This window comes from Bradyrhizobium sp. LjRoot220, assembly GCF_964252915.1.
In the GTDB taxonomy this organism is placed as follows: Bacteria; Pseudomonadota; Alphaproteobacteria; order Rhizobiales; family Xanthobacteraceae; genus Bradyrhizobium.
The window spans coordinates 86,529-112,589 of sequence record NZ_CAXUPS020000008.1; the positions used below are offsets into that span (position 1 = coordinate 86,529).

General features: G+C 62.8%; 25 protein-coding genes. 18 read left to right on the forward strand and 7 right to left on the reverse strand.

The window, feature by feature from the left end; genetic code table 11:
• The first annotated feature begins 57 nt into the window (after nucleotides 1–57).
• The 9 genes from ACSQ84_RS28030 (at nucleotide 58) to ACSQ84_RS28070 (ending at nucleotide 8,478) form a co-directional block, all read left to right on the forward strand.
• A complete protein-coding gene (locus ACSQ84_RS28030; protein ID WP_436214965.1) occupies nucleotides 58–1,185 on the forward strand; it encodes a cupin domain-containing protein in 1,128 nt (375 codons plus the stop codon).
• Nucleotides 1,186–1,196: 11 nt separating this feature from the next.
• Nucleotides 1,197–2,108 carry a fumarylacetoacetate hydrolase family protein gene (locus ACSQ84_RS28035; RefSeq protein WP_436214966.1) on the forward strand — a complete coding sequence of 304 codons (912 nt, stop codon included), beginning with the start codon at nucleotides 1,197–1,199 and terminating at the stop codon, nucleotides 2,106–2,108.
• A 15-nt stretch (nucleotides 2,109–2,123) separates the two neighbouring features.
• Nucleotides 2,124–2,777, forward strand: a complete 654-nt coding sequence (locus ACSQ84_RS28040; RefSeq protein WP_436214967.1) for a flavin reductase family protein — start codon at nucleotides 2,124–2,126, stop codon at nucleotides 2,775–2,777.
• A gap of 296 nt (nucleotides 2,778–3,073) precedes the next feature.
• Nucleotides 3,074–4,246 (forward strand): ABC transporter substrate-binding protein, encoded by a 1,173-nt coding sequence (locus ACSQ84_RS28045; protein WP_436214968.1) that lies wholly within the window; start codon nucleotides 3,074–3,076, stop codon nucleotides 4,244–4,246.
• Nucleotides 4,247–4,371: 125 nt separating this feature from the next.
• The gene (locus ACSQ84_RS28050) at nucleotides 4,372–5,286 is read left to right on the forward strand and encodes a branched-chain amino acid ABC transporter permease (protein ID WP_436214969.1); all 915 of its coding nucleotides are present in this window, start codon (nucleotides 4,372–4,374) and stop codon (nucleotides 5,284–5,286) included.
• Nucleotides 5,283–6,230 carry a branched-chain amino acid ABC transporter permease gene (locus ACSQ84_RS28055; protein ID WP_436214970.1) on the forward strand — a complete coding sequence of 316 codons (948 nt, stop codon included), beginning with the start codon at nucleotides 5,283–5,285 and terminating at the stop codon, nucleotides 6,228–6,230. Before ACSQ84_RS28050 ends, ACSQ84_RS28055 begins: the two co-directional genes overlap by 4 nt.
• Nucleotides 6,231–6,234: 4 nt before the next feature.
• Nucleotides 6,235–7,002, forward strand: a complete 768-nt coding sequence (locus ACSQ84_RS28060; RefSeq protein WP_436215152.1) for an ABC transporter ATP-binding protein — start codon at nucleotides 6,235–6,237, stop codon at nucleotides 7,000–7,002.
• Entirely contained in the window at nucleotides 6,995–7,708 is a 714-nt protein-coding gene (locus tag ACSQ84_RS28065; protein WP_436214971.1) for an ABC transporter ATP-binding protein, read from the forward strand. The genes ACSQ84_RS28060 and ACSQ84_RS28065 overlap by 8 nt, the downstream gene beginning before the upstream one ends.
• 167 nt (nucleotides 7,709–7,875) lie before the next feature.
• Nucleotides 7,876–8,478 carry a class I SAM-dependent methyltransferase gene (locus ACSQ84_RS28070; RefSeq protein WP_436214972.1) on the forward strand — a complete coding sequence of 201 codons (603 nt, stop codon included), beginning with the start codon at nucleotides 7,876–7,878 and terminating at the stop codon, nucleotides 8,476–8,478.
• Between the two features lie 177 nt (nucleotides 8,479–8,655).
• On the opposite strand, the gene ACSQ84_RS28075 is transcribed toward ACSQ84_RS28070, so the two are convergent.
• The gene (locus ACSQ84_RS28075) at nucleotides 8,656–8,895 is read right to left on the reverse strand and encodes a hypothetical protein (RefSeq protein ID WP_436214973.1); all 240 of its coding nucleotides are present in this window, start codon (nucleotides 8,893–8,895) and stop codon (nucleotides 8,656–8,658) included.
• Between ACSQ84_RS28075 and ACSQ84_RS28080 the strand changes: the two genes are divergently transcribed.
• Both ACSQ84_RS28080 and ACSQ84_RS28085 read left to right on the forward strand, forming a co-directional pair.
• Nucleotides 8,894–10,624 (forward strand): glycosyl hydrolase family 17 protein, encoded by a 1,731-nt coding sequence (locus tag ACSQ84_RS28080; RefSeq protein WP_436214974.1) that lies wholly within the window; start codon nucleotides 8,894–8,896, stop codon nucleotides 10,622–10,624. The genes ACSQ84_RS28075 and ACSQ84_RS28080 overlap by 2 nt on opposite strands.
• Nucleotides 10,625–10,663: 39 nt before the next feature.
• The gene (locus ACSQ84_RS28085; protein ID WP_436214975.1) at nucleotides 10,664–12,127 is read left to right on the forward strand and encodes a GH1 family beta-glucosidase; all 1,464 of its coding nucleotides are present in this window, start codon (nucleotides 10,664–10,666) and stop codon (nucleotides 12,125–12,127) included.
• Nucleotides 12,128–12,300: 173 nt separating this feature from the next.
• Here ACSQ84_RS28085 and ACSQ84_RS28090 read toward each other — a convergent pair whose 3' ends face one another.
• Both ACSQ84_RS28090 and ACSQ84_RS28095 read right to left on the reverse strand, forming a co-directional pair.
• On the reverse strand, nucleotides 12,301–13,737 hold the full coding sequence (locus ACSQ84_RS28090) for a glutamine synthetase family protein (protein WP_436214976.1): 1,437 nt from the start codon (nucleotides 13,735–13,737) through the stop codon (nucleotides 12,301–12,303).
• A gap of 217 nt (nucleotides 13,738–13,954) precedes the next feature.
• Nucleotides 13,955–15,313: an aromatic ring-hydroxylating dioxygenase subunit alpha gene (locus ACSQ84_RS28095; RefSeq protein ID WP_436214977.1), complete on the reverse strand. Its 1,359-nt coding sequence runs from the start codon at nucleotides 15,311–15,313 to the stop codon at nucleotides 13,955–13,957.
• A gap of 117 nt (nucleotides 15,314–15,430) precedes the next feature.
• Here ACSQ84_RS28095 and ACSQ84_RS28100 point away from each other — a divergent pair, with 117 nt between their 5' ends.
• Complete coding sequence (locus ACSQ84_RS28100; protein ID WP_436214978.1) at nucleotides 15,431–16,216, forward strand: IclR family transcriptional regulator domain-containing protein; 786 nt, start codon at nucleotides 15,431–15,433, stop codon at nucleotides 16,214–16,216.
• Nucleotides 16,217–16,395: 179 nt separating this feature from the next.
• A complete protein-coding gene (locus ACSQ84_RS28105; RefSeq protein ID WP_436214979.1) occupies nucleotides 16,396–16,758 on the forward strand; it encodes a hypothetical protein in 363 nt (120 codons plus the stop codon).
• 1 nt (nucleotide 16,759) lies between these two features.
• Here the strand turns inward: ACSQ84_RS28105 and ACSQ84_RS28110 are convergent, their stop codons facing one another.
• The 3 genes from ACSQ84_RS28110 to ACSQ84_RS28120 form a co-directional block, all read right to left on the reverse strand.
• Nucleotides 16,760–16,978 (reverse strand): hypothetical protein, encoded by a 219-nt coding sequence (locus ACSQ84_RS28110; RefSeq protein WP_436214980.1) that lies wholly within the window; start codon nucleotides 16,976–16,978, stop codon nucleotides 16,760–16,762.
• Nucleotides 16,979–17,003: 25 nt separating this feature from the next.
• The gene (locus tag ACSQ84_RS28115) at nucleotides 17,004–17,363 is read right to left on the reverse strand and encodes a PilZ domain-containing protein (protein WP_436214981.1); all 360 of its coding nucleotides are present in this window, start codon (nucleotides 17,361–17,363) and stop codon (nucleotides 17,004–17,006) included.
• A gap of 114 nt (nucleotides 17,364–17,477) precedes the next feature.
• Nucleotides 17,478–18,374, reverse strand: coding sequence for a helix-turn-helix transcriptional regulator (locus ACSQ84_RS28120; RefSeq protein WP_436214982.1), 897 nt, complete (start codon nucleotides 18,372–18,374; stop codon nucleotides 17,478–17,480).
• A gap of 125 nt (nucleotides 18,375–18,499) precedes the next feature.
• Here ACSQ84_RS28120 and ACSQ84_RS28125 point away from each other — a divergent pair, with 125 nt between their 5' ends.
• The 5 genes from ACSQ84_RS28125 (at nucleotide 18,500) to boxB (ending at nucleotide 24,956) form a co-directional block, all read left to right on the forward strand.
• Nucleotides 18,500–20,050, forward strand: a complete 1,551-nt coding sequence (locus ACSQ84_RS28125) for a benzoate-CoA ligase family protein (RefSeq protein WP_436214983.1) — start codon at nucleotides 18,500–18,502, stop codon at nucleotides 20,048–20,050.
• 124 nt (nucleotides 20,051–20,174) lie between these two features.
• Nucleotides 20,175–20,993, forward strand: a complete 819-nt coding sequence (locus tag ACSQ84_RS28130; protein WP_436214984.1) for an alpha/beta fold hydrolase — start codon at nucleotides 20,175–20,177, stop codon at nucleotides 20,991–20,993.
• Between the two features lie 51 nt (nucleotides 20,994–21,044).
• Complete coding sequence (locus tag ACSQ84_RS28135; protein WP_436214985.1) at nucleotides 21,045–21,563, forward strand: DUF309 domain-containing protein; 519 nt, start codon at nucleotides 21,045–21,047, stop codon at nucleotides 21,561–21,563.
• A gap of 97 nt (nucleotides 21,564–21,660) precedes the next feature.
• On the forward strand, nucleotides 21,661–23,349 hold the full coding sequence (boxC, locus tag ACSQ84_RS28140) for a 2,3-epoxybenzoyl-CoA dihydrolase (protein WP_436214986.1): 1,689 nt from the start codon (nucleotides 21,661–21,663) through the stop codon (nucleotides 23,347–23,349).
• A 170-nt stretch (nucleotides 23,350–23,519) separates the two neighbouring features.
• Nucleotides 23,520–24,956 (forward strand): benzoyl-CoA 2,3-epoxidase subunit BoxB, encoded by a 1,437-nt coding sequence (boxB, locus tag ACSQ84_RS28145; protein WP_436215153.1) that lies wholly within the window; start codon nucleotides 23,520–23,522, stop codon nucleotides 24,954–24,956.
• Between the two features lie 160 nt (nucleotides 24,957–25,116).
• Here boxB and ACSQ84_RS28150 read toward each other — a convergent pair whose 3' ends face one another.
• Entirely contained in the window at nucleotides 25,117–25,917 is an 801-nt protein-coding gene (locus tag ACSQ84_RS28150) for an SDR family oxidoreductase (RefSeq protein WP_436214987.1), read from the reverse strand.
• Between the last annotated feature and the right edge of the window lie 144 nt (nucleotides 25,918–26,061).

A 26,061-nucleotide genomic window follows, 5' to 3' on the forward strand; every position in this document is an offset into this window, starting at 1 on the left:
TATCTTGCTTCGAAGATATAATCCATTTTATATGAATGGCAACCCTAGGAGAGCGAAATGGCAACAGGACGCCGGGAGAACCATCGGGAAGACATCGCGGGGCGCGCCAATGTCGAGGACACCCCGGAGCTGCTCGCCTATTACGACGAACTCGAGAATCTGGACGCGGGCGCATTGTGGACGGTCGCCAACAAGATCGAGCCCTGGCAGCCAAAGTCTTCGTCCGTCCCCGTGCTCTGGCGCTATGAGGATCTGCGCAAGCACGTGCTGCGGTCCGTCGAACTGGTGTCTCCCGAAAAGGCCGGCCGACGCGTCATCTATCTGAACAACCCGGGCCGTCGCGACCACGCCGCCGCCGTCGGCTGGCTCTATTCCGGGCTGCAGGTAATGCACCCCGGCGAGGTCGCCTCCGCCCATGCCCATTCGGCTTCCGCGCTGCGCTTCATCATGGAAGGCGAGGGCGCCTACACCATTGTCGATGGTCACAAGCTCACGCTCGGGGCCAACGATTTCGTGCTGACGCCCAACGGCACGTGGCACGAGCACGGTGTCTCCAGCGATGGCTCGCCCTGCATCTGGCAGGATGGTCTCGACATCCCGCTCGTCAATGCACTCGAAGCCAACTTCTACACGGTGCATCCGAAGATGCAGCAGGAGGTCGGCTATCCCGTCGACGACATGTCCCACACTTGGGGCAATCCGGGCCTGCGCCCCGCGGGCACCGAATGGGCGCGCGGATACTCACCGCTCCTCAAATATGAGTGGGGGCCGACCTACGAAGCGCTGCAGCGCTACGCCAAATCGACCGATGGTTCGCCCTTTGACGGCATTCTCATGAACTACGTGAACCCCGTGACCGGCGGCCCCGTCATGCAGACGATCGGCGCGTCGATGCAGATGCTGAGGCCAGGCGAGGCCACCAAGGCTCATCGCCACACCGGCAGCGTGATCTATCAGGTCGCCAAGGGCAGCGGTCACTCGATCATCGACGGCAAGCGCTTCGATTGGAAGGAGCGCGACATTTTCTGCCTGCCGTCCTGGGCCTGGCATGAGCATGTGAACGGATCGGAAAGCGACGACGCCTGCCTGTTCGCCTTCAACGATCTGCCGGTCATGAATTCTCTCGGTTTGTATCGGGAGGAAGCTTATGGCGACAATCAGGGCCGGCAGCCGCTGACACCCTAGGAAAGACCGCCATGCGTCTTGCTACCTATCGCGCCAACGTCGAGGCAGCGGCCCGTCTCGGCGCCATCGTCGACGAACTGGTCGTGGACGTCGAACGGATCGGCGCGCAGGCCGGCGTCGCACTTCCGGCGTCGATGCTCGATCTCATCGATCTGGGGCCGCCGGCGACGATGGCGCTGAAGAAGATTTTGGGCGACCACGGCAGCCATTGGCCGGTCGGCACGGCTCTGCCGCTCGCCAATGTCAGGCTGCTGGCGCCGATACCGCGGCCGCGCAAGAACATCTTCGGGATCGGGCTGAACTATGTCGAGCACGTCGCGGAATCGTCGCGCGCGCTGGACACCGCGAAGGAATTGCCGAAGCAGCCGATCATCTTTTCAAAGCCTCCGACCAGCGTGATCGGGCCCAATGAGGCTATCGAGCACGACCGGACGATCACGCAGCAGCTCGACTGGGAAGTAGAACTCGCGGTTGTGATGGGGCGAACGGCGCGCCGGGTCAGGGAAGCGCAGGCGCTCGATTTCGTTTTCGGCTACAGCGTGATGATCGACGTCAGCGCCCGCGACAACCGCCGCGCCGGCCAGTGGATCTATTCCAAGGGCCAGGACACCTACGCGCCCTTCGGTCCATGCATCGTGACCGCGGACGAGATCGGCGATCCGCACGCCCTCGATCTCTGGCTCACGGTGAACGGCGTCGAAAAGCAGCGTTCGAACACGCGCCACATGCTGTTCAAGGTGCCGCTGCTGATCTCGGACATATCAGCCGCGATCACGCTGGAGGCGGGCGACATCATCGCGACCGGCACGCCGGAAGGCGTGGGCGCGGGGCGGACGCCGCAGGAATGGCTTTGGCCGGGCGATGTGGTGGAGGCCGAAGTGGCCGGCATCGGCCGGTTGCGCCATCCGGTGGTGGCGGTCTGAAGCGTGGAGCCGGCGATGCTGTTCGACATGGAGACGCTGGAGGCTCAACAACGCTACAAGATATTGACGGCCACAGTGACGCCGCGGCCGATCGCCTGGGTGACGACCCTGTCGGAGGATGGCGTCATCAACGCAGCTCCCTACAGCTTCTTCAACGTCTTGGGCCATGAGCCGCCGACCCTTGCGATCGGCTTGCTCGCTGGATCGGGGCGCTTCAAGGATACCGCGACCAATATCCTTAGCACCGGGGAGTTCGTGGTGAACCTGGTTTCCGAGGCGAACGCCGCGGCCATGAACGTCACATGCATCGATGCGCCGCCCGATGTCGACGAACTGGCGCTGGCCGGCCTCACCGCGGTTGCGTCTTACAAGATACGGCCGCCGCGCATCGCGCAGTCCCCGGTGTCCTTCGAGTGCCGGGTGTTGAGTTCGATGGTGACCGGACCGCGCCAGACCGCAGTCATAGGCCGCATCCTCTGCGCCCATGTCGATGGCTCGGCGGTTCAGGACAAAGCGCGCTGCCACATCGACACGCCTGCGCTGCAATTGATCGGCCGCATGCACGGCAGCGGCTGGTACGCCCGCTGCACCGATCTGTTTCAGCTCGACCGGCCGGTCTGGGCGGACTGGCAGCAGAACGCCGCGTCCGAACCGTCTCGGGTGCCATGAGCAAAGTGGCGCTTCCCCTTCCTTGCTGCAGCGCAGCCGTCGTCCCTGCGACATTTGTTGCCCCGGCAACCGGAACTATAGTTCTTGCCATCCGCGCCGTCAGCGAACTATGGTGCAGGCCGCTGGGGTATGGGCCGAAGGTTCTAATCGGGGCTTTCGGTTCGTGCTTGCTGCCGGTGAGGGATTTCGCGCACAAAATACGTCAGGAAAAAACGAGAATTGACGAAGGCGCAGGCCTCGAACGGCGGCCGCTTTTTGGCGGGCGAAACATTCAAATAGTGAGGAGGGGAGTGAATATGAAAAAGACATTCTGGCTGGCGGGCGCAATGGCTCTGGCGCTGGCGCAGCCCGCGCTCGGCGCCGACAGCATCAAGATCGGTTTTGTCTCGACCTTCAGCGGCCCCACGGCCGCCATCGGCAACGACATGCGCAACTCGTTCGAACTGGCGCTCGACCACCTCGGCCGCAAGATGGGCGGCAAGCCGGTCGAGGTGATCTATGAGGACGACGGCCAGAAGCCGGATGTCGGCAAGCAGAAGACTGAAAAGCTGATCCAGTCCGACAAGGTCGATTTCATCGTCGGCTACATCTGGTCGAACGTGCTGCTGGCCTCGCTGAAGACCGCGGTCGATTCGAAAACCTTCCTGATCTCGGCCAATGCCGGTCCCTCGCAGCTCGCCGGCGAATTGTGCTCGCCTTACGTGTTCTCGACCTCCTGGCAAAACGACCAGACGCCGCAGGCGATGGGCACCTACATGAACCAGAAGGGCGTCAAGTCGGTGTTCCTGATCGGCCCGAACTACGCCGCCGGCAAGGACATGCTGGCCGGCGTGAAGAGCACGTTCAAGGGCCAGGTGGTCGGCGAGGAATATACGGTGTGGCCGAGCCAGCTCGACTTTTCCGCCGAACTCACCAAGGCCAAGAACTCCAAGGCCGAGTCGATCTTCGTGTTCTATCCGGGCGCGGCCGGCGTGCAGTTCCTCAACCAGTATGCGCAGGCCGGCATCAAGGCGCAGATCCCGCTCTATACGGCGTTCACGATCGACGAATTGTCGTTGCCGCTGCAGAAGGAGAACGCGCTCGGCGTTCCCGGCGCCCAGCAGTGGGTCAACGACCTGCCAAACCCCGAGAACAAGAAGTTCGTCGAGGACTACCGCAAGAAATATCCGAACCTGCGCCCGACCTTCTATGGCGCACAATCCTATGATGCCGCGCAGCTGATCAACAGCGCGGTGGTTGCAGTCAAGGGCGATGTGACCAAGAAGGACGCGATGAAGGCCGAGATGGAGAAAGCTAACTTCAAATCGGTGCGCGGCCCGTTCAAATACGGCAACAACCACATCCCGATCCAGAATTTCTACCTGCAGGACGTGGTCAAGGATGCCGACGGCCAGCTCGCGCTGAAGACGGTGGCGACCATCGTCAAGGACAGCCAGGATAGCTTCCACGATAAATGCCCGATGAAGTGATCGCGGGTACTTCCGGCGCATGATTTGTCGCGGTATGAGTGTTTCGGCAAAGATTATCGCCCAATAAAAATAGCGGCGGCGCGAAGGGCGCTGCCGCTGTTTTGTTTCGAGGTTAGGGGTCGAGTTTGGTTCTTGTCGAACAATCGCTGAACGGGCTGCAGTTCGGCCTGCTGCTGTTCCTGCTGGCGGCCGGGCTGACGCTGGTGTTCGGCATCATGGATTTCGTCAATCTGGCGCACGGCTCGCTCTACATGATGGGCGCCTATTTCGCCGCGACCTTTACCGCATGGACCGGAAGCTTCGTGTTCGGCGTGATCCTGGCGCTCGGCGCCACGCTGCTATTGGGCATCGCGCTGGAATTCATCGCGCTGAGACACCTGTACGGCCGCGACCACCTCGACCAGGTGCTGGCGACGTTCGGACTGATCCTGTTTTTCAATGACGCGGTGCGGCTGATCTGGGGCCCGGCCGGCCTCGCGCTGCCGCTGCCGGCCTGGCTGACCGTGCCGGTGCAGATCATTCCCGGCGTGTACTATCCGGCCTACCGGCTCTCGATCATCGTGGTCGCGCTGGCGGTTGCCGCATTGCTCTATGTCGTTGTGATGCGGACCCGGATCGGCATGCTGATCCGCGCCGGCGCCTCCAACCGCGAAATGATCGGCGCGCTCGGCATCAACATCAAACTGCTGTTCACGCTGGTGTTCGGGCTCGGGGCGGCGCTGGCCGGTCTTGCCGGGCTGATGCAGGCGCCGATCCTCACCGTGCAGATCGGCATGGGCGAGAACATCCTGATCCTCGCCTTCGTGATCATCGTGATCGGCGGCATCGGCTCGATCCGCGGCGCGTTCCTGGCCGCGATCTTTGTCGGCATGATCGATACGCTGGGTCGCGCCTTCCTGCCTGACCTCTTGCGCATGGTGCTGAGTTCCGCCGCCGCTTCCACCGCCGCGCCCGCACTGTCCTCGATGCTGATCTATCTTTTGATGGCAATCGTGCTGGTGGTGCGACCGGAGGGGCTGTTCCCGGCCGCCAAGCGATGAAACTTCAAATCAATGCCCGCAACGTCGTCGTGGTGCTGGTCGCTGCCGGACTGGTATTGCTGCCGCTCTATTCGCAGCTCACCGGCAGCATCTTCATCCTGACGCTGTTCACCCGCATCATCATCTTTGCGCTGGCCGCGGCCAGCCTCAATCTCATCATGGGCTATGGCGGCATGATGAGTTTTGGTCATGCCGCCTATCTCGGCATCGGCGGCTATGCGGTCGGCATCCTTGCCTTTGAGGGCATCGGCTCCGGCTTCATCCAGTGGCCGGTGGCGCTGGTGACGTCGGCGCTGTACGCGCTGGTGATCGGTGCGCTCAGCCTGCGCACCCGCGGCGTCTACTTCATCATGATCACGCTGGCTTTCGCGCAGATGGCCTATTACATCGCCTCGGGCATGTCGCGTTATGGCGGCGACGATGGCCTGACCATCTACAAGCGCAGCACTTTCGGCGGCCTGATCGACCTGTCGAACCGCGTGCAGTTCTATTATCTCTGCCTGGCTTGCCTGTTCGGCGGCATCTATCTGATCTGGCGGATCATCAATTCGCGCTTCGGCCTGGTGGTGCAGGGCATTCGCTCCAACGAGCAGCGCATGCAGGCGATCGGCTTTCATGCCAACAGATATCGTTTGGTCTGTTTCGTGATCTCCGGCACCATCTGCGGTCTGGCCGGCGCGCTGCTGGCAAACAACACCGACTTCATCAGCCCGGCCGGAATGTACTGGACCCGCTCCGGCGAACTGATGGTGATGGTGGTGTTCGGCGGCATGGGCTCGCTGTTCGGCCCGGTGATCGGCACGATCTTCTTCCTGGTGCTGGAAGAAGTGCTGTCGCAATTCACTGAATACTGGGCGCTGATCATGGGGCCGCTGTTGCTGCTGATCGTGCTGTTCGCGCGCGGCGGCATCATGGGCCTGCTCGGGAGGTTTAGCCGTGGTTGATCCTTTGGCCGATCCCCTGCTTCGTGTTGAAAATCTGGTGCGGCGTTTTGGCGGCATCCTCGCCACCGACAATCTGTCGCTCGACGTCATGCCCGGCGAACTGCACGCGATCATCGGCCCCAACGGCGCCGGCAAGACCACGCTGATCAGCCAGTTGACGGGTCAATTGGCGCCCAACTCCGGCACCATTCATTTCGGCGGCCGCGACGTCACCGGACTGCCGTCCTACCAGCGCAGCCGGCTCGGGCTGGCGCGCTCGTTCCAGATCACCTCGCTGCTGCCGGATTTTACCGCGGCCGACAATGTCGCACTGGCGGCGCAAGCCCATGACGGCCACTCGTTCCGGTTCTGGGGCAATGCGCGCAAGGAAAGGCATCTGCGCGATGCCGCGCAGGCCGCGCTGACGCGGGTCGGGCTCGGGGCGCGCGCCGACGTGCTGGTGTCCGAACTCAGCCACGGCGAGCAGCGCGAACTGGAGCTTGCGGTCGCGCTGGCGACAAAACCGCAATTGCTGCTGCTCGACGAGCCGATGGCGGGGCTCGGCGTCACCGAGTCGGCGCGCATGGTGGCGCTGCTCAAGGAACTGCGCAAGGAAGTCACCATCGTGCTGGTCGAGCACGACATGGAGGCGGTGTTCGTGCTCGCCGACCGCATCACCGTCCTCGTGTACGGCCGCGTCATCGCGTCGGGCGATCCCGATGCGATCCGCAACAACGAGGAAGTCAAGCGCGCCTATCTCGGCGATCAGCACGTGGTGGTCGCCCATGGTTGAAGCGCTTCTGGAAGTCGACGGCATCGAAACCTGCTACGGCCTCAGCCAGGTGCTGTTTGGCCTGTCGCTGTCGGTTCGGTCAGGCGAAATGGTCGCCCTGATGGGCCGCAACGGCATGGGCAAGACCACGACCATCCGCTCCATCATGGGCATGACGAGCGCGCGCGCCGGCACGATCCGTTTCGCAGGTGAGGAAGTGCGCAGCCTGCCGTCGTACCGAATCGCCAAACTCGGCATCGGCCTGGTGCCGGAAGGCCGCCAGATTTTCCCCAATCTCACCGTGTACGAAAATCTCGTCGCGGCGGCCGGCAACCGCGCCGGCAATGCCGATCCCTGGACCATCGAAAAAATCCACGCGCTGTTTCCGCGCCTCGCCGAGCGCGGCGGCAATATGGGCGTGACGCTGTCCGGCGGCGAGCAGCAGATGCTGGCGATCGGCCGCGCGCTGATGACCAATCCGAAACTGTTGATCCTCGACGAGGCCACCGAAGGCCTGGCGCCCCTGATCCGCGAGGAAATCTGGAACTGCCTGTCGATGCTGAAGGGACGCGGGCAATCGGTGCTGGTCATCGACAAGAACGTCGCCAACCTCTCGCGCATCGCCGACCGGCATTACATCATCGAGCGCGGCCGCACGGTGTGGTCAGGCACGTCGGAGCAATTGATCGCCGAGCCGGATTTGCAGCACCGCTATCTCGGGATTTGATTTCTCCGTCATGGCCGGGCATAGCCGTCTGAAGGACGGCGTCGCTTACGCTCGCCTATGCCCGGCCATCCACGTCTTGCTTGCTTCACGGTGACCAAAGACGTGGATGCCCGGGACAAGCCCGGGCATGACGACAGAATGGCAAACGCCCGCAGCAAACTATCGCCATGAACCCTGACGCCGACCGCATCATCGGACTGTATCAACGCCACGCGAGCGCGTGGGCGCAGGACCGGGGAAGCCGGCTGGTGGAGCGCGCGTGGCTCGACCGATTTCGCGCGCTGCTGCCGGCCGGAGCTACCGTGCTCGACATCGGCAGCGGCTCGGGTGAGCCAATCGCCCGTTACCTCATCGAGCAGGGCTGCAACGTCACTGGCGTGGATTCTTCGCCGGGACTGATTGCCTTGTGCATGGCGTCCTTTCCAGATCTTGCCTGGCACGTCGCGGATATGCGCACGCTCGCCCTCACGCGGCGCTTCAGCGGTTTGCTGGCTTGGGACAGCTTCTTCCACCTCTGTCCCGATGACCAGCGCCGTATGTTTCCGATCTTCCGGCAGCACGCTGCTCCGCGCGCAGCGTTGATGTTCACGAGCGGTCCGGCGTATGGCGAAGCGATCGGCAGCTACAAGGGTGAGCCGCTCTATCATGCGAGCCTGGACGCGACTGAATACTGCGCGTTGCTGCACGCGAACGGCTTCGAAATGGTGACGCATGTCGTTGAAGATCCGGCGTGCGGCGGTCATACGGTCTGGCTGGCGCAGCTCACTTAAGATCGGTCGGGTAGCCCGCGCAGCGTGCAGATCAGCCAGAGCGATCACGGACATGCTACGTGGGTCCCGGATTGTTGGAAGATGGAGAACGCTGGTATACACTTCCAGCAAGCTCGCGTGTTCTACTGTGTGCGCGTGCGATCAAATGGGCCAAGCCAGATCGTGACCCACTTCAGGCTAAAGTATGTCTAACAATGTATTCAATTGCTTTCTTTGTCGACCGGGGCGGCTTTTCACGATTGTCGGTGCTGCGATCACTGCGCCCGATACGACGTTGAGCAACCCTTGGTCCTGATCTAGCTCAAGGCATTGCGCGATGTCCCTCGATGCTCCCGCCGCGTTGCGATCCGGTTTGCCGACCCGGACGACCGGCGTCTCCCGCAGGCGCGTGCCGCTGCTGCTTTTTCTTTTCTCCATGAGCATCATCGTTGCGGCCTGGCACTGGCTGGCGGCGCCGGTGCTGCTGGATCATGCGCCGATCGATCCCGCAAAAAAGCTCGACTGCGTGTCCTACGCGCCGTTCCGGAGCGGACAGACGCCGTGGAATTCCGACATCGTCATCAGCCCGGAGCAGATCGCGGAAGATCTCGGCCAGCTGGCCGGGGTATCGAACTGCATCCGCACCTATTCGGTCGAGAACGGGCTCGACAAGGTGCCACAGCTGGCATCGAAGGTCGGGCTGAAAGTCATTCTCGGCATCTGGCTCGGCCGCGACCGCGCGAAGAATGCGGATCTCATCGACACCGCGGTAGCGCTGGCCAAGGGATATCCCGGCACGGTTACATCGGTCGTCGCCGGCAGCGAAGTGCTGCTCCGCGGTGAAATGACGGTGGGGGATCTTCGAGAGATCATCCGCTCGGTCAAGGCGCGCATCGATACGCCGGTGACCTACGCCGATTCCTGGGATTTTTGGCTGCGCCACCGGGAGATGGCCGACGACGTCGATTTCGTGACGGTCCACATGTTGCCGTTTTGGGAAGACGTGCCGATCCGCGCGGACGATGCGGCGGCACATGTCATCGATATCTACAGGAAAGTTGAGTCTGCCTTCCCCGGCAAGGGTATCCTGATCGGCGAAGCCGGCTGGCCAAGCAAGGGACGCATGCGTGAGGTTTCGCTGCCGTCGCGCATCAATCAGGCCCGTTTCATTTCCGAGCTCCGCGACCGGGCGGGGCGGGAAAAAATTCGCGTCAACCTGTTCGAGGCCTACGACGAACCCTGGAAGCGTCAGTGGGAAGGCACCGTCGGCGCCCATTGGGGTTTGTTCGATGGCGATAGCCGTCAGATCAAGCATGCGCACGGATCGGCCGTCAGCAATTATCCGTTCTGGAAGCTGCAGCTGGGAGCTGGCCTCGCTTTTGGTGTTTGCATATTCCTGGTCGCGTTGTTGACGCCCTGGCGGCGGCCATCGCCAACCGGATGGGCGCCGTGGCTTGCCGTGTCGGCATGCGCGACGACAGGCGGAATCCTGCTGGGACTGGCCGCCGAAAAGGCGCTTTACGAAAACTACGGCGCCGCCGGCTGGCTAAACCAGGGATGGCTTCTGACCGCGGCAATCACGTTGCCGCCACTGTGTGCCAACGCGTTGATGGCCGGACGACCGCTGCCGGCTTTTCAGGAATTGTTCGGTCCACGCGAGGGCTGGCCCTCGTCGCTGCCTGCGCTGGTCCTGGGCTTTGTGCTGATGGTCACCGCGCTGGTTACCCTGGAAATCGCGCTTGGCCTCGTGTTCGATCCGCGTTCGCGCGATTTTCCGTTTGCCAGCGTGACCATGGCGGCGGTGCCGGTCTGGGTGGTGGCGCGGCTCTGCCGCCGCAAGTCGGACGTCGGCGTCACCGCCGAGGCGGTGTTCGCAGGCTTGCTCGTGGCGGCGGCAATTTTCCTCTTTTTCAATGAAGGCGTTCACAACTGGCAATCGCTGTGGACCGCGGCGGCGTTCGTCCTGTTTGGTGCGGCGCTGTGGCCGCCGCATTCCGCTGCCGTCCGGGGCATGGTCTCGCATATGCCGGTCGGGTTCCGGAATACGCTTCGCAGGCAAGAACTCGTCGTTCAACCGGTCGCCATCGCCTCTCTGCCGCCGCCAAAGCCGGAGGCCGGCGCCGGCGGCATTGTGGCAGCGACGTCAAAGGTCGAATGCGACAAATAGCTTTGCGCTGACGAGGTCTCTGGTCCCGGGAACGAACGCATGTGGTCGAACGGATTTTCTCGGCGCCATCTTGGCAAGCTTGCAGGCTGGGCGGCGCTTGGCCTGTCGACGGGGTCGGTCAAATCGGCCGATGCTCAAAGCAGATCCAGCGACCATAAATCTATCGCGGCCTTTCCGGCTGATTTTCGATGGGGCACCGCAACCTCGTCCTATCAGATCGAAGGCGCCGTCAACGAGGACGGTCGAGGCCCGTCGATCTGGGATCGTTTCGCGCACACGCCCGGGAAAATTGCGGATCACAGCAATGGCGATGTCGCTGACGACCACTATAACAGGTACAAGGACGACGTCCAACTGATGAAGGCGCTGGGCACAAAAACCTATCGCTTCTCGATCGCGTGGCCGCGTGTTTTTCCGGAAGGAACAGGCGCGCCCAATCCGAAAGGCCTCGATTTTTACAATCGGCTGCTCGACGAACTCTTGGCCAACGGCATCGAGCCGTTTGCCACCTTGTACCATTGGGACTTGCCCCAGGCGCTGCAGGATCGCTCCGGTGGTTGGATGTCGCGCGACACCGCGAAAGCGTTTGCGGATTATTCCGCTTATGTCAGCGAGCGCCTGAGCGATCGCGTCAAGCACATTTTCACGATCAACGAATGTTCGAGGCTCGTCCAACTCGGCCACGGTCTTGGATTAGACGCGCCGGGATTAAAATTGTCGCAAGGCGAATTGAACCAGGTTCGTCACCATGTCGCCCTTGGACACGGCCTTGCCGTGCAGGCGATCCGCGCCTATGCGAAGCCCGGAACCAAAGTCGGCCTCGCCGAGAACATGGTCAACGGCATCCCCGCGATCGAAACGCCGGCCAACATCCGCGCGGCGGAGATCGCGACGCGGGAGCTCAATGCCGGCTATCTGACCGTGATCCTCGAGGGAAAATTCACCGACGCCTATCTGGCGCAGGCCGACGCGCCGAAGCATACCGCCGACGATGTCAGCATCATTTCATCGCCGATCGATTTCGTCGGGCTGAATGTCTATACGCCCGATCACTACGTGCTGGCCGCGGACAATTCGCGCGGCTACACGCTGGCACCGTTTCCGGCGTCGTTCCCGCATATGGATGCGGCCTGGCTGAGGGTCGGGCCGGAGGCGCTGTACTGGGCGCCGCGTCACGCGTCGAAGATTTGGGGCGTGAAGTCGATCTACATCACCGAGAACGGGACATCGTCGACCGATCAACCGGCCGCCGATGGCAATATCTATGATACCGACCGGGTCATGTATCTGCGCAACTATCTGCTCCATCTGCAGCGCGCGACGTCGGAGGGTGTCCCGGTGGCCGGTTACTTCCTGTGGAGTCTGATCGACAATTTCGAATGGATGGACGGCTACCAGAAGCGCTTCGGCCTCTACCATGTCGATTTCAACACCCAGCGCCGCACGCCGAAACTGAGCGCGTCGTTCTATCGTGAAGTGATCAGGCAGAACGCGGTGGTGTGATGCGGCCTGCTGGCCTTGGCTGTCGTCCCTGCGAACGCAGGGACCCATACCGCGTGATCCGTCGATTTGAGAACGCTGTTCGACGACCCGTCGTAACCAAAAGCATTTGTGGTTATGGGTCCCTGCGCCCGTGCGCAATTGCGCACTAGGCAGGGACGACGCGAGACCGTTGTTCAAAACATCTCGAAATATTCGCGATGTTCCCATTCCGAGACTTCGGCCTGAAAGCGTTCGATCTCGGCGTTCTTGATGTAGACGTAATAGTCGACGAACTCTTGGCCGAACGCTGTGCGGAAAAACGGATCGTCGCTCAGTGCCGTCACCGCTTCACGCAGCGTTTTCGGCAACAGCGCCGCCTTGGTCTCATAGGGTGTATCGGCTGACGGTCCAGGGTCGAGCTTGCGGTCGACGCCGTCGAGGCCCGAGAGAATCTGCGAGGCCATGTAGAGATACGGGTTCGCCGCGGGCTCGCCGATGCGGTTTTCGAGGCGGGTCGCGGCATCGTTGGGGCCGCCGAGCACGCGGATCATTACGCCGCGGTTGTCGCGGCCCCAGATCGCGCGATCCGGCGCCAGCGAGTAGCCGCGGTAGCGCTTGTAGCCGTTGATGGTCGGCGTCGTGAACACGGCGGAGGCGCGGGCGTGCGTCAGCAGTCCCGCGAGATAGTTGCGCGCAAACGAGCTGAGCACCTCGCCGTCGCTCGTAGCCATGAACGCGTTCGCGCCGCTTGCGCGCGACACGATCGATTGATGCAGGTGCCAGCCGGACGCGAACACGTTCGGCAGCTTTGGGCGGCACATGAAGGTGGCGTGGTAGCCGTGGCGGCGTGCGATCTGCTTCACGGCGGACCTAAACAGCACCATGTTGTCGGCAGGGGTCATCCCCCCGGTCGGCGCGAAGGTGAACTCGCACTGGCTCGGGCCGAACTCGACCTCGACCGACCGCAGGGGCAGGCCGAGTGCCAGCACGTCGCGCCGGATGATTTCCAGCACCGGCTCCATCTGGTCGTAGCGTTGCTCGGTCAGATATTGATAGCCGTGCGACAGCAAGCTCACCGAAGGCGGCTGGCCGGGCTGGCCGGCATCTTCCGGCGCCATGTGTGCGTCTTCGAGCTTGAAGATGTGAAACTCAACTTCGAGGCCCGCGACAAAATCATAGCCGCGCTGGCCGAGTTGATCGATCACCCCGCGATAGAGGTTTCGCGTCGCGAACGGCACCGGGCGGCCATCGCTGAAATGGATGTCGCACAGCAGCCAGCCTGTCGTGGGCGCCCAGGGCAGCACGCGAAACGTGGTGGGATCCGCGACCATCAATACATCGGCGGCGCCCTCCATCTCGCGCATGCCAAAACCGCCGCCGGATGTGAACACCGGAAACACCGTGCGGTGCGAGGTGTCCTTGGCGAGCATGGTCGTTGTGATGGAGCAGCCGCTCTCCAGCGAGGCCAGCGCCTCGCTTGCGACCAGCGTCTTGCCGCGCAGGATGCCGTGCTGGTCCGGAAACGACAGCCGGATCACTTCGAGCTTTTGCTCCTCGACGATGCGGCGCAGGCGGCCCGCCGCGTCTTTCTGCTCCGCCGACCACAGGCCGTGACGCTCTACGAAACTCAACGCGTCACTCCCTTTCTTCTCCCTCGCCCCGCTTGCGGGGAGAGGGTCGGGGTGAGGGGGACTCTCCGCGAAGCTGGTGTCAATTGAAAGACCTGTACCCCCTCACCCGGATCGCACCGGACGATGCCCTTGGCATCGCCGAGGCAATCCGACCTCTCCCCGCAAGCGGGGCGAGGTGAACCGAAACCTCGGCGTCTATTCAATTCCAGCAATCCCATCACTCGGCCGCCGTCAGATGACGTATCTTATCCGATATCTCGCCCGGCACCGGTGCCGCCCACGGCGCACCGCGGCGGCGCTTGACGTCGACTTCCATCCAGTAGATTTCCCATCCCCGGGTCGGCCCGATGCCGTCCATGGTGGCCGGGCCCTGAATGCTGCGGGCGCGGGATGCATCGAGGAACATGAACGGCTTCTCGCCGCCGCCGACCTTTTCGATCTCCTGCCGCAGCAGGCGCCGATATTGCACGATCGCCTTGTCGGACGTGCCGAGATGTTCGTTGGTGCGGTCCTGGATCGCGCCCATCGATTCGACCGCCCACTGGTCGTGCACGTTGATGTCGGCGCCCATGCCGGTATAGGTTGCGGTCACCTGCTCGTGCGGATCGAAGCCGTAATCGTTCGACCTGTTCTTGCGCGATTTATAGTCGGGCAGTTCGTAGAGTTCGAGGCGCTGGTCGCGCATCTTCTTCTTGTCGACCGGCGTCGTGTAGGAGGTGAAGATCGCGTACCAGTAGCAGTTCTCGTCATCGACCGGCACATGCCACTGCGTGATCGTCATCTCCTGACTCATCGGGATGACGAAGCCGTGCGGGAATAACTGGTTGGTGACGCGCACATGGGTGCGCTCCTCGTCGATCTCGCGCAGCGCGATCAGCCGCAGGCCATATTCCGTATGTTCGACATTGATGATCGGATTGTCGTATTCGCGCAGGATCTTTGTCATCGGCATGTCTGATCCTGCGGAAGCGCCGCGGAACTGCTTGCCGTAAGCGCCGGACGTGTCCTCGTCTTCGAAGAAGCGATGCAGGAAAGAAGCGTGCGCCGGATCGATGCCGACTTCGAGCGCCTGCAGCCAGTTGCAATTGATGTGGCCCTTGAAGGCGAACGTGTGGCTGTCGGGCGCGATGAAGCAGTCGATCTCCGGAAACGCCGGCGGCTCGTCTTCGCCCAAATAAGCCCAGAGAATGCCGCTCTTCTCGACCACGGGATAAGCGCGCTGCTTGATGCCCTTGCACAGGTTCGAGCCCTTCGGCTCCGCCGGCGTCTCGATGCACTGGCCTGACGTGTCGAACAGCCAGCCATGGAACGCGCAGCGCAGGCCGCCATGCTCTAACCGGCCGAACGCGAGGTCGGCGCCGCGATGCGCGCAATGGCGGTCGATGAGGCCATAGCGGTCGTTCTCGTCGCGAAACAGCACGAGATTTTCCCCGAGCAGCTTGACGGCTTTGACCGGGCGCGGGCCCTGCAACTCGTCGACCAGCGCGGCCGGCTGCCAGTACATCCGCATCAGTTTTCCGCAGGGGTCTTTGGCCCCGGTGCGGGTGATCAGGTCGTTCGCTTCCTGGCTCATCATCGCGGATTGCCCTTTCGTCGGAGGCAGTTTGTTCGCCTATTGAACGAATGGGCGAATTATGCCATGGCTGGAGATGACGGCAAGCACAATTTTGAACGCTTCCAATCGGAAGGGCCAATGCCAAAGCTGAAACGCGCCGAGGGAGAAGAGCGCGTCACCGACTTCGTCGAAAGCCTCGACCGCGGCATCCGCCTGCTCGGGCTATTCGGCACGATTGGCGGTCCCGCGACGTTGAGCGATCTGGCGCGCGCCGCCGGTCTGCCGCGCGCCACCGCCCGCCGCATCCTGTTCACGCTCGAGCACGGCGGCTTCGTCACCTCAGATGGCAAACTGTTCATGCTGACGCCGCGCGTGCTGACGCTCGCAGCCTCGTATCTGCAATCGAGCCAGGTGGTGACGGTGCTGCAGCCGGTGCTCGACCGCATCGCGCTGGAGGCGCAGGAAATAAGCTCGCTGGCCGTGCTCGATGGCGAGGAGGTCGTGTTCATCGCGCGCGGCAGTCCGACGCGGGTGTTTTCCGCCGGCCTCGACATCGGCTATCGCCTGCCGGCGTTCTGCACCTCGGTCGGCCGCGTCATGCTCGGCCAGTTCGACGATGGCGATCTCACTGCGCGGTTGGCCGCCATGCGGCGCGAGCCGATGACGCCGCACACCGTGAACGATCCCAAACGATTGCTCGCTTCCGTGCGCGGCGATCGCGAACAGGGCTATTCGCTGGTCGATCGCGAAGCCGAGCCGCATTTTCGATCGATCTCCGTGCCGGTTCGCCGCTACGACGGCGCCATCATTGCCGCCATCAACATGGGCGCGCATGTCGATCGGGTTTCAACGGATGAGATGATCGACCGGTTTCTGCCGTTGCTGCGGGAAGGGGCGGAGTCGGTGAAGTCGATGTTGCTGTAAGCTTTGCTGCGTAGGGTGGGTTAGCGAAGCGTAACCCACCATCTTTGTCGCCTGTCGGCGGTGGGTTTCGCTTCGCTCTACCCACCCTACGGCCGCACAACTGAATTTTTCCGCGATCTCAAGTGAACGCAATTCCCTCCGGCATGCACGAACTCGATGCAGATGCCGCGAGAACTGAAATGAACAATCCCGACTGGGCTGTCCGTATCGTCGCCGTTCCTCCCGGCGAGGCCCCGCTATGGGTGCGCCAGAAATGGGTCGGTCTCGACCTGCCGGTCAGGCGCTATGTGGCGCACCGGAAATCGCACGCGTTCGGCGTATTGTCGCGGCCGCATTCATGGCCGGCACAATGGGCGACGATTTTCCGCGGTCAGGCCGCGCTGGTCGCCGGCTATGTGGTGGCAGCCGCGCCCGCGGTCGGAATTCTCGCCAAAGTGAGTCCCGAGGCCGCCGCATGGTGGCGCGAGAACATGCCACATCTGATCGCGCCGCAGCGCTACCTCGTGTTTCACGAGGAAGTCTGCCGGACCGCCGACATCTGATCTAGCGCTTGAGCGCGGCGGCAATCAGTTCGAACTTGGCCACGATCTGCGGTGTCACAAGATAGCGAAGCGTGCCCGCGACCGAGACGCTTACGACGATCGCGACGATCGTGTATTGCGCCGTCAATACCGCCAGTATCGCGCGAAACGGACGCCGCCGTCGCTTCGGCATGCGCGCGGCGACACGGAGGAGAGCATCATCGTCTTCAACGGTACTCATGCGATTCCATCCCGCGTCGATCGCATCAGTATTCCGATCGCAGCTGATCGAGGCGCGACTGCAGCTGCCGGTTGGCGCGTTCGCTGGCGCGCAGCTTGCGCGCCCAGTTCAGCGGAATCACGCCTCCCGCCTCGCTTGCACCTGAAAATACCAGACCTGCGGCGAGATGACCGCGCCAGATCAGGCGTGCCGAACAGGAGATTCCTTTGCGTTCGATTTCGAAATCCACCTCGTCAGGCATCAGCGCCGCGTTCTCGAATTCGACCTTCGCCCCGAACTGGCTGAAGTTGCGCACGACGCAGGCGAGCGTCGAGCTGCGGGCGTTGAACGCGACCATCCCGCCGTAATAGACGCGGCTTCTCGGCAGTTTGCGGCGCTCCAACATGCTCTGTGTTCCATGCGTTTAATGCTTTGGTAACACTATTAGAGGGTGTGTTGCCGCATGGAACTGTGACGGTGGTTAATCGGCCATGGTTAACGCTGGCAGTTCTTGAGCCAGTCAGCCCCGGGCGAACATCCGCGCTTCGTCGTGCAGCATCGGCGCCACAGCATCGTTCAGCCGTGCGGCCGCGTCGTTGACGCTGAGCCCCGCGGTATCGACCACGGCTGACGCCCGCGCGTAAAGCGGTTCGCGGCTGACCAGAATGGTGCGCAGCTCGGCCATCGCGGAGCGATCGTCCGCCATCGGGCGCAGATCGCCCTGGCCGCGCACGCGCGCCATGTGTTCTTCGGGCCTCGCCTTCAGCCAGATCGTGTAGAACGACGACAGGATCAGATCGAACGTGAGCGGCTCGGAAACGATTCCGCCGCCGGTTGCCAGCACCATCAGCTCCTTACGCGCCAGCAATTGCCCCAGCGCGGCCTGCTCCATGCGCCGAAAGCCTTCCTGGCCGTAGAGCGCAATGATCTCGGCGACGGACAAGCCGTTCTGCGCCTCGATCTCCTTGTTGAGCTCGACAAAACTCCAGCCGATCTTCTTCGCCAGCATTTTGCCGAGCGTGGATTTGCCGGCGCCGCGCAGGCCGATCAGCGCGATGCCCGCGAACGCCATTTTCCGATGCGCCGCGGCACTGCCACCCGCGAGCACATTCTTGGCTTGCTCGATCTGGCTCGGCGCAGCCTTGCGCACGAGATCGCGGATCACGGCCCAATCTGGGGCCGGCTCGGTGGAGGGAATGAGATCCTCCAGATGCGCGCCCATCGCGTTCGACACCCGGCGCAGCAGCACGATGGAGACGTTGCCCTTGCCGCTTTCGAGCTGCGCGATATAGCGTTCGGAAATGCCGGAAACCTTCGCGAGCACTTTTCGCGACATGCCGCGGAGCGCCCGCATGGTGCGCACGCGCTGGCCGAGCTGCTCGAGAAAGCCGGTTTCGGGATCGCTGGTTTCGGACATTTCCCTCAAGTAGCCCTGACTGCAAATCGGCGCGTTTCGGAAACATAATGCCGATGAGGATTGACAGCAAGCACGCTCGGTGGTCTTTATATGAATTATAATTCTTAAAATCTGGGAGGAGCGTCGTGAGCGGCACGTCCGGTTCGTACAATGCGGTGACCTGGCTGCTCGACCGCAATGTCGACGAAGGCCGCGGCGCCAAACTCGCCTTCACTGACACCGTTTCCGAACTGACCTATGGCGAGCTGCAACGGCAGAGCCGCCGCGTCGCCAACATGCTGCGCCGGCTTGGCGTCCGCCGCGAAGAGCGCGTCGCGATGATCATGCTCGATACGGTGGATTTTCCGTGCGTGTTTCTCGGCGCGATCCGCGCCGGCATCGTGCCGGTGCCGCTCAACACGCTGTTGACGTCGGATCAATACGCCTATGTGCTGGCGGATTGCCGCGCGCGCGTGCTGTTCGTCTCCGAGGCGCTGCTGCCTGTCGTGAAAGACATGGTCGGGCGGATGCCCGACCTCGAGCATGTGATCGTTTCCGGCAAGGATTCGCGCGGCCACAAAAAACTCTCCGACGAACTCGCGCGCGAGGGCGACACGTTTGCGACCGCGGCGACTCATCCTGATGAGCCCGCGTTCTGGCTCTATTCGTCCGGCTCCACCGGCATGCCCAAGGGCGTGCGCCACCTGCATTCCAATCTTGCCGCGACCGCGGAAACCTACGCCAAGCAGGTGCTCGGCATCCGCGAGGACGACGTCGGCCTGTCGGCGGCCAAACTGTTTTTCGCCTACGGCCTCGGCAACGCGCTGACGTTTCCGATGTCGGTCGGCGCGTCAACGGTGCTCAATTCCGACCGCCCGACACCCGCGACCATGTTCGCGCTGATGAACAAGTATAATCCCAGCATCTTCTTCGGCGTGCCGACGCTGTTCGCGGCGATGCTCAACGACGAAACGCTGAAGGATGCGCGCGCCGGCACGCGGCTTCGCGTCTGCACCTCGGCGGGCGAAGCGCTGCCGGAATCGGTCGGCAATGCCTGGAAGGCGCGGTTCGGCGTCGACATTCTCGATGGCGTCGGCTCCACCGAGCTCCTGCACATTTTCCTTTCCAACGCGCCGGGCGACATCAAATACGGCTCGTCCGGCCGTCCCGTGCCCGGCTACCGCGTGCGGCTGGTCAATGAAGCCGGCGCCGATGTGCCGAATGGCGAGGTCGGCGAGTTGCTGGTCGACGCGCCCTCGGCCGGAGAAGGCTACTGGAACCAGCGCAGCAAGAGCCGGCAAACGTTTGAGGGCCACTGGACCCGCACCGGCGACAAATACATCCGGGATGCCGATGGCCGCTACACGTTCTGCGGCCGCAGCGACGACATGTTCAAGGTATCCGGCATCTGGGTGTCGCCGTTCGAGGTCGAGAGCGCGCTGATCACCCATCCGGCGGTGCTGGAAGCCGCGGTCGTGCCGGAGGCCGATCCGGAAGGCCTGCTGAAACCAAAAGCTTTCGTGGTGCTGCGCCCCGACACCAAAACCGACGGACTGCATGAGGCACTGAAGGAGCACGTCAAGCAGAAGATCGGCCCCTGGAAATATCCGCGCTGGATCGATGTGGTGGAGAGCCTGCCGAAGACGGCGACGGGAAAGATTCAGCGGTTCAAGTTGCGGGATGGCGATAACAAATAACGCCGTCATTCCGGGGCGCCGCAAAGCGGCGAGCCCGGAATCCATAACCACGATCGTGAGTATGGATTCCGGGCCTGCGCCAAGAAGCGCATCCCGGAATGACGGTGCTAGTGGAGACTACTCGATGACAACCCTTCCCCCCACCGGCTTCCTCACCATCGGCACTGCCAATCTCGAATATCGCATGATCGGTCCGTCACCTGCGGACGCGCCGACCATCGTGATGCTGCATGAGGGCCTCGGCTCGGCCGGCCTGTGGGGTGACTTCCCGGACAAGCTTCAAGCCGCGACCGGCGCCGGCGTGTTCGCCTATTCGCGCAGCGGCTACGGCGCGTCCACACCGACGAAGTTGCCGCGCCCGGTCGATTACATGCACACCGAGGCGCTCGACGTGCTGCCAAAACTGCTCACGCAAATCGGCTTTCGCCGCGGGCTGCTGGTCGGGCATTCCGATGGCGCCTCGATCGCGGCGATCTATGCCGGTAGCCATCAGGATCACCGCGTCGAAGGCGTCGTGATGATCGCGCCGCATTTCATTGTCGAGGACATCTCGGTGGCGTCGATCGCCAAGATCAAGACCGCCTACGAGACCTCGGACCTGAAGGCAAAACTCGCGCGCTGGCACCAGGACGTCGACAACGCCTTCTATGGCTGGAATGGGGCCTGGCTCGATCCGGCCTTCCGCAATTGGGATATTTCCGAATACCTCGCCTATATCCGCGTTCCCGTGGCGATCCTGCAGGGGGCCGATGACCAGTATGGGACAATGCGCCAGATCGAGATCGCCCAGGAAGAGTGCTATTGTCCGGTCGATGTGACGGTGATTCCGGGGGCGGGACACCAGCCGCATCGGGAGGCGCCGGGGGCGACGCTGGATGCGGTCCAGGAATTCGCAAACGCGGTGTTGCGTGTCGATGACGGCTCGCAGGGACGGGCCGCTTAAGCTATTTTTTCCTGCGTTGATTGAGACTCTCCGTCATCGGGCAGCGCCCCGATGACCGCACCACCTCTGCCCACAGGCAATCTTCCGCTGCCGCGATGGGCCTATGTGCCGGGTGAGGCTGACGAGGCCCACGCCGATTACGAAACGCTGGCCCAAATCACCGCCTTGGTGCCGTCGCGGTTCGGCGGCCATGTGCCGGGGCGGCATCCGGCGCTGCGTTACGCGCTGCGGCTCAACGACCACGGCTATTTCTGGGAATCGCAGGAGATCCTTGAGGCGGTGTGGGCGGCCGCACCGCAAGGCGGCCGCGAACGCATCCTGCTGCGCGCCTGCATCCAGATCGCGACCGCGAATTTGCGCCTGCGCATGCAAAAGCCGCACGCCGCGGCAAGGCTGCTCGGCGAGGCGCTCGGCGAACTCAAGGCGCTCGGGATGCGCAACGCCGGCGGCGACGGTTTTGCCGACGGCTTTCCGGTCGCGGGCTTAAGCGAACTGATCGAGGCCAAACTGGCGCGGCCGCAGCTGGCCAAGGCCGATTGGGTGGCCTTTGGGGCTGTCAACCGAACATGAAACAAAATGCATGTTCCGACGTTTTAGGCTGGACCTGATTAAAAACATGCACTATTGTGCATATCAGGTAAGGCAAAACAAACGTCAGGGTGGCCCAATGGCTGGCGAAGATCGCGTCCTCGCGGGCGGTGCAAAATACATCGATTTCCAGACCGAGCCGTCGCGCTACCGGCATTGGAAGCTTGATGTCGCAGGTGATATCGCGACGCTGACCATGGACGTTGACGAAAATGCCGGCCTGTTCGAGGGCTATCAGTTAAAACTCAATTCCTACGATCTCGGCGTCGACATCGAACTGGCGGACGCCGTTCAACGGCTGCGTTTCGAGCATCCGGAAGTAAAAGTCGTGGTGATGCGCTCGGGCAAGAACCGCGTGTTCTGCGCCGGCGCCAACATCCGCATGCTGGCGGGCGCCACCCACGCCCATAAGGTCAATTTCTGCAAATTCACCAACGAGACCCGCAACGGGCTGGAAGATTCTTCCGAAAATTCCGGGCAGCGCTTCATCACCGTCGTCAACGGCACCGCGGCCGGCGGCGGCTATGAGCTGGCGCTGGCGACCGATCACATCATGCTCGCCGATGACGGTTCAGCCGCCGTGTCGCTGCCGGAAGTGCCGCTGCTCGCGGTGCTGCCGGGCACCGGCGGCCTGACGCGCGTGGTCGACAAGCGCAAGGTGCGCCGCGACCACGCCGATTATTTCTGCACCATCGAGGAAGGCATCAAGGGCAAGCGCGCCGTGCAATGGCGCCTGGTCGACGAGATCGTGCCGAACAGCAAGCTGGAGGCCAAGGTCGCCGACCGCGCCAGGGAATTCGCCGCCGTTTCGAAGCGCAATGGCACCGGCAAGGGCGTCACGCTGACGCCGCTCCGCCGCACCATCACCGAGGCGGGCATCCGCTACGGCTTTGTCAGCGTCGACATCGACCGCGCGCAGCGCATCGCCACCATTTCGATCAAGGCGCCGGAAGAAACCCCGCCCGCGGACATCGACGGCCTGATCGCGCAAGGCGCGTCGTTCTGGCCGCTGCAGGTTGCGCGCGAGCTCGATGATGCGATCCTTCATTTGCGCATCAACGAACTCGAGACCGCCATGCTGCTGTTCAAGTCGCATGGCGACCGCGCCAATGTCGTCGCCTGCGACGCGTTCCTCGAAGCCAACAAGGCGCACTGGCTGGTCAACGAGATCAGGCAATACTGGAAGCGGGTGCTCAAGCGCATCGACGTCACCTCGCGCACGCTGGTGACGCTGGTCGAGCCGGGCTCCTGCTTCGTCGGCACGCTGGCCGAACTCGTGTTCGCCGCCGACCGCTCCTACATGCTGATCGGCCAGAAGCAGGGCGACAACCGCGCCCCGCCGACCATCGAACTGACGGCAATGAATTTCGGGCCGTATCCGATGAGCCACGGCCTGACGCGGCTGCAGTCGCGCTTCCAGGCCGATCCGTCCGATCTCGAGCGCGCCGAGGCCACCGTCGGCACCACGCTCGATGCCGAGGCGGCCGAAGAACTCGGCCTCGTCACCTTCGCGCTCGACGATATCGACTGGGACGACGAGGTGCGGGTGTTCCTCGAGGAGCGCACTTCTTTCTCGCCCGACGGCCTCACCGGCATGGAAGCCAATTTGCGCTTCGTCGGGCCCGAGACCATGGAATCGAAGATCTTCTCGCGCCTCACCGCGTGGCAGAACTGGATCTTCCAGCGCCCCAACGCCGTCGGCGAAGACGGCGCGCTGCGCCGCTACGGTACCGGCCAGAAGGCGCAGTTCGATATGACGCGGGTTTAGAACAACCACAGACGTCATCCTGAGGTGCGAGCGTAAGCGAGCCTCGAAGGATGGTTGAAACAAAGAATGCCAGACAAGCATCCTTCGAGGCTCGCGCAAGTGGCGCTCGCACCTCAGGATGACGGCAGAGCCAGACGCGAGACAGACAGAGGGAGCACGCCATGAACTTCATGAACGTCGATTACTCAACCAAGATTCCCAACAACGTGAATCTCAGTGAAGATCGCCAGGTGCTCAAGGCGCTGGAAGGCTGGCACCCCGGCTACATGGACTGGTGGAGCGACATGGGGCCGGAAGGTTTCCAGCAGTCGCTGGTCTATCTGCGCACCGCCTATTCGGTCGATCCGCGTGGCTGGGCCAAGTTCGACTACGTGAAGATGCCGGAATACCGCTGGGGCATCCTGCTGGCGCCGCAGGAAGAAAACCGCGTCATTCCCTTTGGCGAGAACTTTGGCAAGCCGGCCTGGCAGGAAGTCCCGGGCGAACACCGCGCCACGCTGCGCCGCCTGATCGTGATCCAGGGCGATACCGAGCCGGCTTCGGTCGAGCAGCAGCGCCACCTCGGCAAGACCGCACCCTCGCTCTACGACCTGCGCAACCTGTTCCAGGTCAACGTCGAGGAAGGCCGCCATCTCTGGGCGATGGTCTATCTGTTGCAGAAATATTTTGGCCGCGATGGCCGCGAAGAGGCCGATGATTTGTTGCGCCGTCGCTCCGGCGATGCGGATTCCCCGCGCATGCTCGGCGCCTTCAACGAGGCCACGCCGGACTGGCTGTCGTTCTTCATGTTCACCTACTTCACCGACCGCGACGGCAAGATGCAGCTGCACTCGCTGGCGCAGTCCGGCTTCGATCCGCTGTCGCGCACCTGCCGCTTCATGCTGACCGAGGAAGCGCATCACATGTTCGTCGGCGAGACCGGCATCAGCCGCGTCGTGCAGCGCACCTGCGAGGCGATGAAGGAAGCCGGCATCACCGATCCCACCGACATCGCAAAAGTCCGCGCGCTCGGCGTCATCGATCTGCCGACCATCCAGAAGAAGCTGCACTTGCACTACTCGCTGTCGCTGGATCTGTTCGGCTCGGAGGTCTCGACCAACGCCGCGAACGCCTTCAACGCCGGCATCAAGGGCCGTTACAAGGAAACCCAGATCGACGACGACCATCGCCTGCAGAACAGCACTTATCCTGTGCTCAAGCTGGTTGACGGTGTGATCAAGCGCGTCGACGAACCGGCACTGACCGCGCTCAACATGCGCCTGCGCGACGACTACACGCAGGATTGCGCCAAGGGCATGCTGCGCTGGAACAAGATCATCTCGCTCGCCGGCTACCAGTACAAGCTGACGCTGCCGAACGTCGCCTTCCATCGCCATATCGGCGAGTTCAAGGATGTCAAAGCGACGCCGGAGGGCGTGCTGATCGACGACGCCACCTGGAACGCTCGCCAGAACGAGTGGCTGCCGTCATCGGCCGACGGCGACTTCATTGCTTCCTTGATGACCCCAGTCACCGAAGCCGGCACCTACGCCTCCTGGATCTCGCCGCCGAAAGTCGGCATCGACAACAAGCCCGGCGATTTCGAGTACGTGAAGATCGAGACGTGAGTTTTACGTCGTCCCGGGCTTGACCCGGGACCCATACGCCGCGGCGCTTGTTTTGAGAGGCGCTGTTCGACGACTTTCTTTCAACCACCAGCTTCTGTGGTTATGGGTCCCGGCTCAAGGCCGGGACGACACCGGGTTTTTTGGCTCTCTCCTGCGTGCACTACCCCGAGATCTCAAGCCCGGCGTTGGCGTAGACCACGCCGCCGTCGACGGCGATGGTATTGCCGATCACATAGTCGCCCGCACGCGAGGCAAGATAGATCGCAACACCCGCCATATCCTCATCGGTGCCGATACGCTTCGCCGGGATGCGCTTGGCAAGTTCATCGGAGTGATCGCGCGCGGTGCGATTCATGTCTGATTTGAACGCGCCGGGCGCAATCGCGGTCACGTTGATATGGTCCTTGACCAGCTTGGTGGCCATCCGTCGCGTCAGGTGGATCACGGCGGCCTTGCTGGCCGCATAGGAATAGGTCTCGCCGGGATTGACGAAGATACCGTCGATGGAGGCGACGTTGATGACCTTGGCGGGCCGTTCGTGCGAGGCCGCCGCGCGCAGCGGTTTCGCCAGCGCCTTGGTCAGGAAGAACAGCGACTTGACGTTGAGGTCCATGACCTTGTCCCAGCCGCTCTCCGGGAATTCATCGAACTCCGCACCCCAGGCCGCGCCGGCATTGTTGACGAGGATATCGAGCTTCGGCTCGAGCTTGATCATTTCGGCGGCCAGTCTGTCGCAACCTTCGACCGTCGAAATGTCGATCGGCAGCGCGATGCATTCGCCGTCATGGGTGGCGGAGAGTTCCTTTGCGGTCGCTTCGCAGGGGCCGGCCTTGCGCGCGGTGATGTAAACTTTTGCTGCGCCCTGCGCGAGAAAACCAGCCGCGATCATCTTGCCGATGCCGCGCGACCCACCCGTCACCAGCGCGACGCGGCCCTTCAGCGAAAACAGATCCTTGAACATGCGTACCTCCTTTTGCGCTTGCGGTGGTTTTGAGCGCGGGCAGGAGGCGAGTCAAGGCAACAACCGTCGTCCCTGCGAACGCAGGGACCCATACGCTGCGGCCCATCGGTAAGACGATGGAGTGGTTGCCTTCGTAACAATAAG